Source organism: Pelistega europaea, assembly GCF_013133775.1.
GTDB classification, from domain to species: domain Bacteria; phylum Pseudomonadota; class Gammaproteobacteria; order Burkholderiales; family Burkholderiaceae_B; genus Taylorella; species Taylorella europaea.
On record NZ_JABGBO010000008.1, the window covers coordinates 1 to 14,361 of the forward strand.

9 protein-coding genes and 4 tRNA genes are annotated in these 14,361 nt (G+C 43.1%); all 13 read left to right on the forward strand.

Annotation, left to right across the window (positions count from 1 at the left end):
• Window positions 1-164: 164 nt before the first annotated feature.
• A tRNA-Tyr gene (locus HKX40_RS07730) sits at window positions 165-250 on the forward strand.
• Window positions 251-330: 80 nt separating this feature from the next.
• A tRNA-Gly gene (locus tag HKX40_RS07735) sits at window positions 331-404 on the forward strand.
• A gap of 12 nt (window positions 405-416) precedes the next feature.
• Window positions 417-491: transfer RNA gene (locus HKX40_RS07740), tRNA-Thr, on the forward strand.
• A 51-nt stretch (window positions 492-542) separates the two neighbouring features.
• Window positions 543-1,733, forward strand: coding sequence for an elongation factor Tu (gene tuf, locus HKX40_RS07745; RefSeq protein WP_171589010.1), 1,191 nt, complete (start codon window positions 543-545; stop codon window positions 1,731-1,733).
• 78 nt (window positions 1,734-1,811) lie between these two features.
• Window positions 1,812-1,887, forward strand: a tRNA-Trp gene (locus tag HKX40_RS07750).
• Window positions 1,888-1,917: 30 nt separating this feature from the next.
• On the forward strand, window positions 1,918-2,301 hold the full coding sequence (secE, locus tag HKX40_RS07755; protein ID WP_171589011.1) for a preprotein translocase subunit SecE: 384 nt from the start codon (window positions 1,918-1,920) through the stop codon (window positions 2,299-2,301).
• 12 nt (window positions 2,302-2,313) lie between these two features.
• On the forward strand, window positions 2,314-2,853 hold the full coding sequence (gene nusG, locus HKX40_RS07760) for a transcription termination/antitermination protein NusG (protein ID WP_171589012.1): 540 nt from the start codon (window positions 2,314-2,316) through the stop codon (window positions 2,851-2,853).
• Window positions 2,854-2,990: 137 nt separating this feature from the next.
• The gene (gene rplK / locus HKX40_RS07765; RefSeq protein WP_171589013.1) at window positions 2,991-3,422 is read left to right on the forward strand and encodes a 50S ribosomal protein L11; all 432 of its coding nucleotides are present in this window, start codon (window positions 2,991-2,993) and stop codon (window positions 3,420-3,422) included.
• A 2-nt stretch (window positions 3,423-3,424) separates the two neighbouring features.
• Window positions 3,425-4,129, forward strand: a complete 705-nt coding sequence (gene rplA / locus HKX40_RS07770) for a 50S ribosomal protein L1 (protein WP_171589014.1) — start codon at window positions 3,425-3,427, stop codon at window positions 4,127-4,129.
• A gap of 221 nt (window positions 4,130-4,350) precedes the next feature.
• Window positions 4,351-4,854 carry a 50S ribosomal protein L10 gene (gene rplJ, locus HKX40_RS07775; RefSeq protein ID WP_171589015.1) on the forward strand — a complete coding sequence of 168 codons (504 nt, stop codon included), beginning with the start codon at window positions 4,351-4,353 and terminating at the stop codon, window positions 4,852-4,854.
• Window positions 4,855-4,923: 69 nt separating this feature from the next.
• Window positions 4,924-5,301 carry a 50S ribosomal protein L7/L12 gene (gene rplL / locus HKX40_RS07780; protein ID WP_171589016.1) on the forward strand — a complete coding sequence of 126 codons (378 nt, stop codon included), beginning with the start codon at window positions 4,924-4,926 and terminating at the stop codon, window positions 5,299-5,301.
• Window positions 5,302-5,559: 258 nt separating this feature from the next.
• Entirely contained in the window at window positions 5,560-9,675 is a 4,116-nt protein-coding gene (gene rpoB, locus HKX40_RS07785; RefSeq protein WP_171589017.1) for a DNA-directed RNA polymerase subunit beta, read from the forward strand.
• Window positions 9,675-13,934, forward strand: coding sequence for a DNA-directed RNA polymerase subunit beta' (rpoC, locus tag HKX40_RS07790; protein ID WP_171589018.1), 4,260 nt, complete (start codon window positions 9,675-9,677; stop codon window positions 13,932-13,934). The genes rpoB and rpoC overlap by 1 nt, the downstream gene beginning before the upstream one ends.
• Window positions 13,935-14,361: the final 427 nt, after the last annotated feature.

The window sequence follows — 14,361 nt, forward strand, 5'->3', positions numbered from 1 at the left end:
AAAATTTTGAGTTTTTGTGCAGGTTTTGCTACAATGCTGGCTTGCTACAAAAATACAACAACTTCTTGATGAGAAGAGTGTATTACTGTTGTAAATCCCTATATTTCTAGTAGAAATCTGTTGACAATACTAGAAAATCAGTTCATAATCTCAAATTCCTTTGGGGTAGAGTGCCCGAGTGGCTAAAGGGGGCAGACTGTAAATCTGTTGGCTAGCGCCTACGTTGGTTCGAATCCAACCTCTACCACCACCTCTCTTTTATTTGTTCTTTATCGAGCTTAAGCATCTATCACAGCTACTAGAATAAATAAAGGGCTGGTTTTAGGTTTAGCGGGTGTAGCACAATGGTAGTGCAACAGCCTTCCAAGCTGATGACGAGGGTTCGATTCCCTTCACCCGCTCCATTACAGAATTTCGCCCATGTGGCTCAGTGGTAGAGCACTCCCTTGGTAAGGGAGAGGTCGCGGGTCCGATTCCCGCCATGGGCACCAGAGCAGATTTTTCATTTAATTTTCCATTAAGACATTTCAGGAGTCTTGGTCATGGCAAAAGGTAAGTTTGAACGTACCAAACCACACGTAAACGTAGGTACGATTGGTCACGTTGACCACGGTAAAACAACATTAACAGCAGCGATTACTACTGTATTAGCGAAAGAGTTCGGTGGTGAAGCGAAGGCTTACGACGCGATTGACGCGGCTCCTGAAGAGCGCGCACGTGGTATTACTATTAACACCGCACACGTAGAATATGAAACAGCGAACCGTCACTATGCGCACGTTGACTGCCCAGGACACGCTGACTATGTTAAGAACATGATTACTGGTGCAGCACAAATGGACGGTGCGATTTTAGTATGTTCAGCAGCAGACGGTCCAATGCCACAAACTCGTGAGCACATTTTGTTGTCACGTCAAGTAGGCGTACCATACATTGTGGTATTCTTAAACAAAGCTGACATGGTAGACGACGAAGAGTTGTTAGAGTTGGTAGAGATGGAAGTTCGTGAGTTGTTATCAAGCTATGACTTCCCAGGTGATGATACACCAATCATCAAGGGTTCAGCTAAATTAGCTCTTGAGGGTGACGAAGGTCCATTGGGTAAACAAGCGATTATGGCGTTGGCTGAGGCGTTAGACTCATACATTCCGACTCCAGAGCGTGCAGTTGACGGTGCTTTCTTGATGCCAGTAGAGGACGTATTCTCTATTTCAGGTCGTGGTACAGTGGTAACAGGCCGTATTGAGCGTGGAGTGATTCACGTAGGTGAAGAGATTGAAATCGTAGGTATCCGTGATACAGCGAAGACAACTTGCACAGGCGTGGAGATGTTCCGTAAGTTACTAGACGAAGGTCAAGCGGGTGATAACGTAGGTTTATTGCTTCGTGGTACTAAGCGTGAAGAGGTAGAGCGTGGTCAAGTGTTAGCGAAACCAGGTACTATTACGCCACATACTAAATTCTCAGCGGAAGTGTATATTCTTTCAAAAGAAGAGGGTGGTCGTCACACACCATTCTTCCAAGGTTATCGTCCACAGTTCTATTTCCGTACGACAGACGTGACAGGTACTATTAATTTGCCAGCGGACAAAGAGATGGTATTGCCAGGTGATAACGTAGCGATGGATGTAGAGTTGATTGCGCCGATCGCGATGGAAGAAGGCTTACGTTTTGCGATCCGTGAAGGTGGTCGTACCGTAGGTGCAGGTGTTGTATCTAAGATTACTGCTTAATTCTAAGTAGAGATTAGATAGTTGCCAAATATCGGGTAGTCGCATGACTACCCGGACGCTGAAGTAAATAGCGTTGATGGGGGTATAGCTCAATTGGCAGAGCGTCGGTCTCCAAAACCGAAGGTTGTAGGTTCGATTCCTACTGCCCCCGCCACATAAAGCGGTTTTTCCGCACACAAAGAATATGTCAAACACTAGCCAAGTCGAAACCGTTTCTAACTCAGGTGATAAAGTTAAATTGATTCTAGCAGTCGTTATTTTGATTGCTGGAATTTTTGCTTATTCATTTTTCACTGATTACAATATTTATATCCGCCTCGGTATGTTTATCGTAGGTTTGGTTGTTGCTATTGCACTTGCTGCCACTAGCGATACAGGTAAACGAGCTTTTGGTTTTGCCACAGGTTCATACGCAGAAATGAAGCGTGTTGTATGGCCTACTCGCAAAGAAACCATTCAAATGACGGGTATCGTTTTTGCCTTTGTTGCTGTCATGGCACTCTTGTTATGGGTAATTGATAAGCTAATCACTTGGATCGTCTATGGCGTCGTTCTAGGTTGGAACTAAGGACACGAGCTTATGAGTATGCGTTGGTATGTTGTACACGTTTTCTCTGGCATGGAGAAAAAGGTTCATAGTTCTTTATTAGAGCGTATTGAACAGCACGGTTTACAGAATTCTTTTGGTCGCATTCTTGTGCCAACAGAAGAGGTTGTTGAAAGCCGTGGAGGTACTCGAGCTGTTAGCGAGCGTCGCATTTTCCCAGGGTATGTGCTTGTTGAGATGGAATTCTCTGATGAAGCATGGCACTTGGTGAAGAGTACTAATCGTGTGACAGGTTTCTTGGGAGGAGGTCCAAATTCTCGTCCTACTCCGATTCCTCAACACGAAGTTGATCGTTTGTTATCTCAAATTCAGGAAGGTGGTGAGAAACCACGTCCTAAAGTTTTATTTGAAGTGGGTGAGTCTCTCCGTATCAAAGAGGGTCCATTTGCTGACTTTAATGGTGTGGTTGAAGAAGTTAACTACGAGAAGAACAAAGTTCGTGTTAATGTGATGATTTTTGGCCGTAGCACACCAGTAGAATTAGATTTTAGTCAAGTTGAAAAGACTGCATAAGTATCCTTATTGGGACTTTGCAGTTTTTCAGTTTGATTATGATTGAGGTAATTCAATCATATTTTGGATAGGTTCTAAGAACCTGAATTTTTAACCCCGGGGAGCCGTTAGGCGTATAACCCGTAAGGAGCATAAACATGGCGAAGAAAATCGTCGGCTTTATTAAGCTACAAGTTCCAGCTGGTAAAGCAAATCCATCACCACCAATTGGTCCTGCATTAGGTCAACGTGGTTTGAACATTATGGAATTCTGCAAAGCGTTCAATGCTAAAACTCAAGGCATGGAACCTGGTTTGCCAATTCCTGTTGTTATTACTGCTTATGCAGATAAATCATTCACTTTCGTGATGAAAACGCCTCCAGCAAGTATTCTTATCAAGAAAGCTGCTGGTATTCAATCAGGTTCTTCTCGTCCACACGTAGACAAAGTTGGTACTTTGACTCGCGCGCAAGCTGAAGAAATCGCAAAAACTAAAGCCCCTGACTTGACTGCTGCTGACTTAGATGCAGCTGTTCGTACTATCGCTGGTAGTGCACGTAGTATGGGTGTTACTGTTGAGGGCGTATAATCATGGCGAAATTATCTAAACGTGCTGCTGCTATTGCAGCGAAAATTGATCGCAGCAAATTATACCCAGTATCAGAAGCCTTAACACTCGTTAAAGAAACAGCAACTGCTAAGTTCGACGAGTCTGTTGACGTAGCAGTTCAATTGGGTATTGATCCTAAGAAATCAGACCAACTCGTTCGTGGTTCTGTTGTGTTGCCTGCTGGTACAGGTAAAACTGTACGTGTAGCAGTATTTGCTCAAGGTGACAAAGCTGAACAAGCTAAAGCAGCAGGTGCTGATATTGTTGGTATGGAAGATTTAGCTGCTGACATTAAAGCAGGTAATATCAACTTTGATGTTGTTATTGCATCCCCAGATACTATGCGAATCGTAGGTACTTTGGGTACTGTGTTAGGTCCTCGTGGCTTGATGCCAAACCCTAAAGTAGGTACAGTGACTCCTGATGTAGCTACAGCAGTTAAAAATGCTAAAGCAGGTCAAGTACAATACCGTACTGACAAGGCAGGTATCATTCACGCTACTATCGGTCGTGCATCTTTCGGCGTAGAACAGTTGCAACAAAACTTGTTAGCACTTGTTGATGCTTTAAATAAAGCACGTCCAGCTGCAGCTAAAGGTGTTTATCTACGTAAATTATCAGTATCATCTACTATGGGTGGTGGTGCTAAAGTAGATACAGCTTCTTTGGCAGCTGCATCAAACTAATTTTTATGGTGGTATAATATACCACCATAAGCTGTGGACTACTTAAATTTCTTTAAGTAGATGTCCAAGACCGTAGGGATCTTCTGATTTAATCCTAATAGGCCCTACGCAGACGGTAGTCCTGAAAGAATAGGCAAGATTTCTTGTAAATGTCTTTTTAGGTTGCCGCGATGGTGAAATACCATGTTGGTATTTCGTTTATTAACAGTCGGAGGTAGACCTTGAGTCTCAATATTGAAGCCAAGAAAGCTACGGTAGAAGAGGTTAGTAAAGCAATTGCTAATGCTCAAACTATGGTTGTAGCTGAATATCGCGGTATTAGTGTTGCCAGCATGACTGAATTGCGCGTTAATGCACGTAAAGAAGGCGTATACTTACGCGTTCTTAAAAACACATTAGCTCGCCGTGCAGTTGAAGGTACTCCTTTCGCTAACTTAGCGGATCACATGGTTGGTCCTCTAGTTTACGCTGCTTCTGAAGATGCAGTGGCTGCAGCGAAAGTATTACACCAATTCGCGAAACAAGACGATAAAATCATCTTGAAAGCTGGTTCTTACAACGGTGAATTGTTAAACACTGCTCAAGTAGCAGAGTTGGCATCTATCCCAAGCCGCGAAGAACTATTGTCAAAACTACTATTTGTTATGCAAGCTCCATTGTCAAGCATGGCTCGTGGTTTGGCAGCTTTGGCAGAGAAAAAAGCCAGCGAAGAAGCTGCTGCTTAATGCCAAGATTTATACGTGATTTTATTTATTTTAAAAGTTTAGATTATCAATATTTAGGAGTTTAATAGCATGGCTATTACTAAAGAAGACATTTTAGAAGCAGTTGGTTCTTTAACTGTGATGGAATTAAACGACTTAGTTAAAGCGTTTGAAGAAAAATTTGGCGTATCTGCTGCTGCAGTTGCAGTTGCTGCAGGTCCTGCTGCTGGCGGTGCTGCTGGTGGTGCTGCAGAGCAAACTGAATTCACAGTAGTTCTTGCTGACGCAGGTTCTTCTAAAGTGAACGTAATTAAAGCAGTTCGTGAAATCACTGGTTTAGGCTTGAAAGAAGCTAAAGACCTTGTTGACGGTGCTCCAAAACCAGTTAAAGAAGGTTTAGCTAAGGCTGATGCTGAAGAAGCTAAGAAGAAACTAGAAGCTGCTGGTGCTAAAGTAGAATTAAAATAATTCTAGCTTTAGGATCAAACCCCGGAGAGAGCTTTTTGCCCTCTTCGGGTTTTTGCGTCTTCTCAAAAAATATGCTAACAACATGGTTTTTTTGAGAGATTGCTGATTGAAATGACGTCGTTTGCGTCTTCCGAAAAGAACATTTTAATTGTTCAACAAACCTGATTATAGGTCAGAAAGTGATTTTTTCTGAAGTCGTAAATCCCTAGAATTATGGGCCGGCCATAATTCCTACAACCCTCTCGAGTCGGAGTGCTCATGCCTTACTCGTACACAGAAATAAAACGTATCCGTAAAAGCTTTGCTAAACGTGAAGAAGTTCAGGATGTTCCATACCTGTTAGAGACACAGCTACATTCTTATCGTACCTTTTTGCAAAAAGATACTAGTGCGCAAAATCGTAAAAACGAAGGTTTGCAAGCTGCGTTTAATTCTATTTTCCCTATTGAGAGTGCTAATGGCTTAGCTCGTTTAGAGTTTGTAAGCTATAGTCTACGTGACCCTGTATTTGATGTGAAAGAATGTCAATTACGCGGGTTGACATACCACTCTTCGCTGTATGCGAAAATTCGCTTAGAGTTGCTTGACCGTGAAGCGAGCAAGCCAACTGTTAAAGAAGTGAAAGAAGAAGAAGTTTACATGGGCGATATGCCTTTGATGACTGATACTGGTTCTTTCATCATTAACGGTACTGAGCGTGTTATCGTATCGCAATTACACCGTTCTCCAGGTGTGTTCTTTGAACATGACCGTGGTAAGAACCACAGTTCGAGCAAGTTATTATTCTCTGCTCGAGTGATTCCTTACCGTGGTTCTTGGTTAGATTTTGAGTTTGACCCTAAAGATTTCCTATATTTCCGTATTGACCGCCGTCGTAAGATGCCAGTCACTACGTTGTTAAAGGCCATTGGTCTTAACAATGATCAAATTCTTGCAACCTTCTTTGAGTTTGACCAGTTTGAACTACGCGAAGATGGTGCAGTACTGTCTTTTGTGCCTGCTCGTTGGAAAGGCGAAGTTGCTCGCTTTGATATTACTGACAAGAAAGGCAACGTTCTTGTTGAAAAAGACAAACGTATTACAGCTAAACATTTGCGTGATATTGCCAATGCTAAACTTGAAAAAATCTCTGTTCCTGATGAGTTCTTGTTAGGTCGTGCAATTGCCAAAACTATTACTGATCCAGATACAGGGGAAGTGTTGGCACAAGCCAATGCCGAAGTGACAGAGTCTTTATTAGCGACTTTACGCACAGCAGGCATTAAAGAATTTGAAACTATTTACACGCATGAATTGGAGCATGGTGCTTACATCTCTGCAACATTAGCAACAGATGATACACCAGATCAAATGGCAGCACGTGTTGCTATTTACCGTATGATGCGTCCTGGTGAGCCTCCTACCGAAGAGGCAGTTGAAGCATTATTCCAACGCTTATTCTACAGCGAAGAAACGTATGACCTTTCTGCTGTAGGGCGTATGAAAGTGAACAGCCGTCTAGGTCGTGGGGTGACTCCAGAAGGTCCTCTTACCCTTACTAACGAAGATATCTTAGAAACTATTAAGATTCTTGTTGAGTTACGTAATGGACGTGGTGAAATTGATGATATTGACCACTTGGGTAACCGTCGTGTACGTTGCGTAGGTGAGCTCGCTGAGAACCAATTCCGTGCAGGTTTAGTACGTGTAGAGCGTGCAGTTAAGGATCGTTTAGGTCAAGCTGAATCAGACAATTTATTACCTAACGACTTAATCAACTCTAAACCGATTTCAGCTGCGATTAAAGAATTCTTTGGTTCTAACCAACTTTCTCAGTTTATGGACCAAACTAACCCTCTTTCTGAAATTACACACAAACGTCGTGTATCAGCATTGGGTCAAGGTGGTTTAACTCGCGAACGTGCTGGTTTTGAAGTACGTGACGTGCATCCAACTCACTATGGTCGTGTGTGTCCGATTGAGACTCCTGAGGGTCCAAACATTGGTTTGATTAACTCAATGGCGTTGTATGCTCGCTTAAATGAGTATGGATTCTTAGAAACTCCATACCGTAAAGTGGCTGATGGTAAAGTGACACAAATCATCGAATACTTGTCTGCTATTGAAGAAAGCAAGTTCGTGATTGCTCAGGCGAATGCTCACTTAGACGAAGAAGGTCGCTTTATGGATGACCTTGTAGCCTGCCGTGAAGCCGGTGAGACCATGTTGATGTCACCTGACAAGGTGCAATATATGGATGTGGCTCCATCTCAAATCGTATCTGTGGCGGCCTCATTGATTCCTTTCCTTGAGCATGATGATGCGAACCGTGCATTGATGGGTGCCAACATGCAACGTCAGGCAGTTCCTTGCTTGCGTGCAGAGAAACCTCTTGTAGGTACTGGTATTGAACGCACTGTAGCAGTGGACTCTGGTACAGCTGTTCAAGCGGTGCGAGGTGGTATCGTAGACTACGTCGACGCAGACCGTGTGGTGATTCGTGTTAACGATAGTGAAAACACTTCTGGCGGTGTTGGTGTGGATATTTATAATCTCACGAAGTACACACGCTCTAACCAAAATACGAATATTAACCAACGTCCTATCGTGAAGATTGGTGACCATGTAGCACGTGGCGACGTATTGGCAGACGGTGCTTCTACCGATTTAGGTGAGTTAGCATTGGGTCAAAATATGTTAATCGCTTTCATGCCTTGGAATGGTTATAACTTCGAGGACTCGATTCTTATTTCTGAGAAAGTCGTAGCAGATGACCGTTACACTTCAATTCACATCGAAGAATTGACCGTGATGGCACGTGAAACTAAGTTGGGCGACGAGGAAATTACTCGCGATATTTCTAACTTACCAGAAGCACAGCTTAACCGTCTTGATGAATCAGGTATCGTGTATATCGGTGCTGAGGTTAAAGCAGATGACGTGTTGGTAGGTAAAGTAACTCCTAAAGGAGAAACTCAACTTACTCCTGAAGAGAAATTACTTCGTGCGATTTTCGGTGAAAAAGCGTCAGATGTTAAGGATACGTCATTACGTGTACCATCAGGCATGGTAGGTACTGTGATTGATGTTCAAGTACTGACTGGAAAAGGTGTTGAGCGTGATAAACGCGCCCAATCTATCATCGACGAAGAATTACGCCGTTACCGTCAAGACCTCAACTCGCAGTTAGCGATTGTGGAAGAAGACGTATTTGACCGTTTACGTAAAGTATTAATTGGCAAGAAAGCCAATGGTGGTCCTAACCACTTGTTGAAGGGCACTACACTTACTGCTGATTACCTTGACCAATTAGAGCCATGGCATTGGTTTGACATTCGTCCAGCAGATGAGGATGTGGCAGTAACACTTGAACAAGCCAAAGAGTCCATCGAACAAAAACGTCACGAGTTTGATCTTAACTTTGAAGAAAAACGTAAGAAATTAACTCAAGGTGATGAATTGCCTCCAGGTGTCCGTAAGATGGTTAAGGTATTCCTTGCTGTTAAACGTCGTTTACAGCCTGGTGATAAGATGGCGGGTCGTCACGGTAACAAGGGTGTGGTCTCTCGTATTCTTCCTGTAGAAGATATGCCACATATGGCAGACGGTACTCCTGCAGACATTGTACTTAACCCTCTAGGCGTACCATCGCGTATGAATGTGGGTCAGGTATTAGAAGTCCATTTAGGCTGGGCAGCTAAGGGTGTTGGCCAACGTATTGCTGATATGCTTGCTGATGAACGTAATGTTCAAATGACTGAACTACGTGCGTTCCTTGACAAGGTCTACAATGGTACAGGTAAGAAAGAAGCTCTAGACAAATTGTCTGATGAGCAATTACTTGCGATGGCTCGCAACCTCAAGAATGGTGTTCCATTTGCTACACCTGTATTTGATGGTGCAACAGAGGAAGAAATTACTCAAATGCTAGAGCTTGCTTACCCAGAGGACATCAAGAAACGCTTGAATCTTACTGAATCACGTACACAAGCCTACCTCATTGATGGCCGTACAGGTGAACCATTTGAGCGTCCAGTAACGATTGGTTATATGCACTACCTCAAACTTCACCACTTGGTAGACGATAAGATGCATGCTCGTTCTACAGGTCCATACTCATTAGTAACTCAACAACCACTTGGCGGTAAAGCACAATTTGGTGGTCAACGTTTCGGTGAGATGGAGGTGTGGGCACTTGAGGCTTATGGTGCATCTTACACCTTGCAAGAGATGTTAACGGTGAAATCTGACGATATTACAGGTCGTACAAAAGTCTACGAAAGCATCGTAGAAGGCGATCATATGATTGATGCAGGTATGCCAGAATCATTTAATGTATTAGTCAAAGAGATTCGCTCGTTGGCATTAGATATGGAATTGGAGGGCAAAAAATAATGAACGGATTGCTTAGCCTCTACAAACAAATCGCTCCGGATGAACAGTTTGATGCCATCAAGATTGGCATCGCTTCTCCAGACAAAATTCGTTCTTGGTCTTACGGTGAAGTCCGTAAGCCCGAGACTATCAACTATCGTACCTTTAAGCCGGAGCGTGATGGTTTATTCTGCGCAAAAATCTTTGGTCCTATCAAAGATTATGAGTGCTTGTGCGGTAAATATAAACGTTTAAAACATCGTGGTGTTATTTGTGAGAAATGCGGTGTTGAAGTTACTGTAAGTAAAGTACGCCGTGAACGTATGGGGCACATTGAGTTGGCTAGCCCTGTGGCACATATTTGGTTCCTTAAGAGCCTACCTTCTCGTCTAGGTATGGTACTGGATATGACATTGCGTGATATTGAGCGCGTGTTGTATTTTGAAGCATGGTGCGTGATTGACCCTGGTATGACACCGCTTAAACGCGGTCAAATCATGAGCGATGATGAGTACTTTGCCAAGATGGATGAGTATGGTGATGACTTTATCGCCTTGATGGGTGCAGAAGCTATTCGTGAGTTGCTTCGTACTATTGATATTGATAAAGAAGCAGAGTTATTGCGCTCTTCTTTAGATACCACTAAGTCAGACGCTAAAGTTAAGAAAATCTCTAAACGTCTTAAGGTTATCGAAGGTTTCCAACGTTCAGGTCTCAAACCAGAATGGATGATTATGGAAGTATTACCTGTGCTTCCTCCTGATTTACGTCCATTGGTTCCGCTAGATGGTGGTCGTTTTGCGACCTCAGACTTAAACGACCTTTATCGTCGAGTTATTAACCGTAACAACCGACTTAAACGTCTAATTGAGTTAAAAGCTCCTGAGATTATTCTTCGCAACGAAAAACGTATGTTGCAAGAAGCGGTTGACTCATTGCTAGATAATGGTCGCCGTGGTAAAGCAATGACTGGCCCTAACAAACGTCAGCTTAAGTCTTTAGCAGACATGATTAAGGGTAAAGGTGGTCGTTTCCGTCAAAACCTACTTGGTAAGCGTGTGGACTACTCTGGTCGTTCAGTAATTACTGTAGGTCCTCAACTTAAATTACATCAATGCGGTCTTCCTAAATTGATGGCGTTGGAGTTGTTTAAACCATTTATCTTTAACCGTCTTAAAGCACAAGGCTTGGCGTCCACATTCCGTGCCGCTAAGAAAATGGTAGAGACTCAAGAGCCAGTAGTATGGGATATCCTAGAAGAAGTTATCCGTGAACACCCAGTAATGCTTAACCGTGCCCCTACATTGCACCGTTTAGGTATTCAAGCGTTTGAGCCACAACTTATCGAGGGTAAAGCAATTCAATTACACCCTCTAGTGTGTGCAGCTTTCAATGCGGACTTCGACGGTGACCAAATGGCGGTGCATGTGCCACTATCATTAGAGGCACAAATGGAAGTGCGTACCTTGATGTTGGCATCTAACAACGTTTTATTCCCAGCATCAGGTGAACCATCTATCGTACCTTCTCAAGATACGGTATTGGGTCTTTATTACACTACACGTGAGCGTATCAATGGTAAAGGTGAGGGTATGTTCTTTGCCGATATTCAAGAGATGCTCCGTGCTTATAACAGCGGTGAGGTTGGTCTACAAAGCCGTATCACTGTACGTTTGAATGAGTACGAAAAAGACGAAAATGGTGAATATAAACCTGTTTTACGTCGTTTTGAAACAACCGTTGGTCGTGCTTTATTGTCTGAAATCTTGCCTAAAGGCTTGCCATTCAGCGTATTGAATAAGGCATTGAAGAAGAAAGAAATCTCTCGCTTGATTAACCAATCGTTCCGTCGTTGCGGCTTACGTGATACTGTGATTTTTGCTGATAAATTGCTTCAATCAGGTTTCCGTTTAGCAACTCGTGCTGGTATATCTATTGCTATGGGCGATATGTTGATTCCTAAGACTAAGGACGCTATCTTGGCTCAAGCAAGTGCTGAGGTTAAAGAAATTGATAACCAATATTCATCAGGTTTAGTAACAGCACAAGAGCGTTACAACAACGTGGTAGATATTTGGGGTAAAGCAGGTGATCGTGTTGGTAAAGAGATGATGGAACAACTCTCTACTGAGCCTGTGATTAACCGTTTCGGTGAAGAAGTACGTCAAGAGTCATTTAACTCTATCTACATGATGGCAGACTCTGGTGCACGTGGTTCTGTAGCACAAATTCGTCAGCTAGCAGGTATGCGTGGTCTGATGGCGAAACCAGACGGCTCTATTATTGAGACACCAATTACAGCAAACTTCCGTGAAGGTTTGAACGTATTGCAATACTTTATTTCAACCCACGGTGCACGTAAAGGTCTTGCCGATACCGCATTGAAGACAGCGAACTCTGGTTACTTAACTCGTCGTCTTGTTGATGTGACACAAGATTTAGTGATTACAGAAGACGATTGTGGTACTAAGAATGGTTACCTCATGAAAGCCCTTGTTGAGGGTGGTGAAGTGATTGAGCCATTGCGTGACCGTGTACTAGGTCGTGTAGCGGCTGCTGATATTGTCAACCCAGATACACAAGAAACAGCCATTCCTGCTGGTACATTACTTGACGAGGATAAAGTAGAGCTTATCGACAAACTAGGTATTGACGAAGTGAAAATCCGCACTCCATTGACTTGCGAAACTCGTCGTGGTTTATGTGCACACTGCTATGGTCGCGATTTAGGTCGTGGTTACCTTGTTAATAGTGGTGAGGCAGTGGGTGTGATTGCTGCTCAATCTATTGGTGAGCCTGGTACACAGTTAACCATGCGTACTTTCCACATTGGTGGTGCAGCTTCTCGTGCGTCATTAGCCTCTGCAGTAGAAACGAAATCTGCTGGTCGTGTTGGTTTCACTGGTAGTATGCGTTATGTCACCAACGCCAAGGGTGAGCGTATTGCAATTTCTCGTTCTGGTGAAATTGTGGTATTTGATGATCAAAATCGTGAACGTGAACGTCACAAAATCCCTTATGGTGCAACTGTACTTGTAGGTGATGGTGATGCGGTTAAAGCAGGTGCTCAGCTAGCAACTTGGGACCCATTGACTCGTCCTATCGTGTCTGAGTACAAAGGTAAAGTTCGCTTTGAAAATATTGAAGAGGGCGTTACTGTAGCTAAACAAGTGGATGAGGTAACTGGTCTTTCTACACTTGTAGTTATCACACCAAAAGCACGTTCAGGTCGTTCTGCTCTTCGCCCACAAATTAAGCTCTTGAATGAGCAAGGTGAAGAGGTGAAAATCGTTGGTTCAGAGCATGCTGTGAACATTACTTTCCCAGTTGGTGCTTTGATTACAATTCGTGATGGCCAAGACGTTGATGTGGGTGAAGTACTTGCTCGTATTCCTCAAGAATCACAAAAAACCCGTGATATTACTGGTGGTCTTCCACGTGTGGTTGAACTATTCGAGGCACGCTCACCAAAAGATGCAGGTATCCTTGCTGATGTGACAGGTACTGTATCTTTCGGTAAAGACACCAAGGGTAAACAACGACTTGTTATCACTAAGGTAGACGGGACAACTCATGAAATCTTGATTCCAAAAGAGAAACAAGTACTTGTTCATGATGGTCAAGTGGTGAACCAAGGTGAACTTATTGTTGACGGTCCTTCTGACCCACACGATATTCTTCGCTTAAAAGGTATTGAAGCGTTAGCACAATATATTGTGAACGAAGTACAAGACGTATATCGTTTACAAGGTGTGAAGATTAACGATAAGCACATTGAGGTTATTGTTCGTCAAATGCTCCGTCGCGTAAATATTGTGGATCCAGGTGATACTATCTTTATCCCAGGTGAACAAGTTGAACGCTCTGCCATGTTAAACGAAAACGATCGTGTTCGTGAAGAAGGTAAACGTGAAGCGACTTATGAAAACGTCTTATTAGGTATTACTAAGGCATCTCTATCTACAGACTCATTTATTTCTGCTGCATCGTTCCAAGAGACAACTCGTGTCTTGACTGAAGCGGCGATTATGGGTAAACGTGATGAACTTCGTGGTCTTAAAGAAAACGTAATTGTGGGTCGTTTGATTCCTGCTGGTACTGGCTTGTCATATCACAATGCTCGCCGCGCTAAGGAAACTGCAAATTACCAAGATCGTGTGGCGCAACGTGCTCAAGAAAACCCATTTGAGACACAAGCCCCCGTTTCTCTTGAATCAGCGATGGCGTCGTTCTTTAGTACCCCAAGCAGTTCTACTGACGAAGGTGGCTCTGAAGAATAACGGTTGCTTATTCTTGAATCAATATAAATGCCCGGAAGAGTGGATAGCTCTTTCGGGCATTTTTTATACAGTATCTTGTTGGCGGCTCATGTACCAGCTCCAGGGGGAGTAACAGCTGGCTTTTTCATTAGTAATGTCTTAAAAAGCAGATTTTGTATCTCATACAGGCGAGCTTTTGCTGTTTTTGTGTATAGTTATTTATTCTTTTTTGAATTTTTTGAAGTCTTTCTAAATTATCCACGGTAATTATTATCATGCATGTGTCGTTAAAATACTCACCAAAAATTGCCGAAAATGGTGTGCATTAAAATAATACTCACCAAAAATTGCTGAAAATGGTGTGCATTGGAACAGCACACACCAAAAAGGAGAAAAATTGGTGTGTATGCGGATTTATTTTAAATACTCTCGGGCGTCCCATGACTCA

Bases quoted from the DNA above. Each gene is read 5' to 3' on its own strand.
- rplL (WP_171589016.1), top strand. From the start codon at position 4,924: ATGGCTATTACTAAAGAAGACATTTTAGAAGCAGTTGGTTCTTTAACT.
- rplA (WP_171589014.1), top strand. From the start codon at position 3,425: ATGGCGAAATTATCTAAACGTGCTGCTGCTATTGCAGCGAAAATTGAT.
- rpoC (WP_171589018.1), top strand. From the start codon at position 9,675: ATGAACGGATTGCTTAGCCTCTACAAACAAATCGCTCCGGATGAACAG.
- rplK (WP_171589013.1), top strand. From the start codon at position 2,991: ATGGCGAAGAAAATCGTCGGCTTTATTAAGCTACAAGTTCCAGCTGGT.
- nusG (WP_171589012.1), top strand. From the start codon at position 2,314: ATGAGTATGCGTTGGTATGTTGTACACGTTTTCTCTGGCATGGAGAAA.
- tuf (WP_171589010.1), top strand. From the start codon at position 543: ATGGCAAAAGGTAAGTTTGAACGTACCAAACCACACGTAAACGTAGGT.
- secE (WP_171589011.1), top strand. From the start codon at position 1,918: ATGTCAAACACTAGCCAAGTCGAAACCGTTTCTAACTCAGGTGATAAA.
- rpoB (WP_171589017.1), top strand. From the start codon at position 5,560: ATGCCTTACTCGTACACAGAAATAAAACGTATCCGTAAAAGCTTTGCT.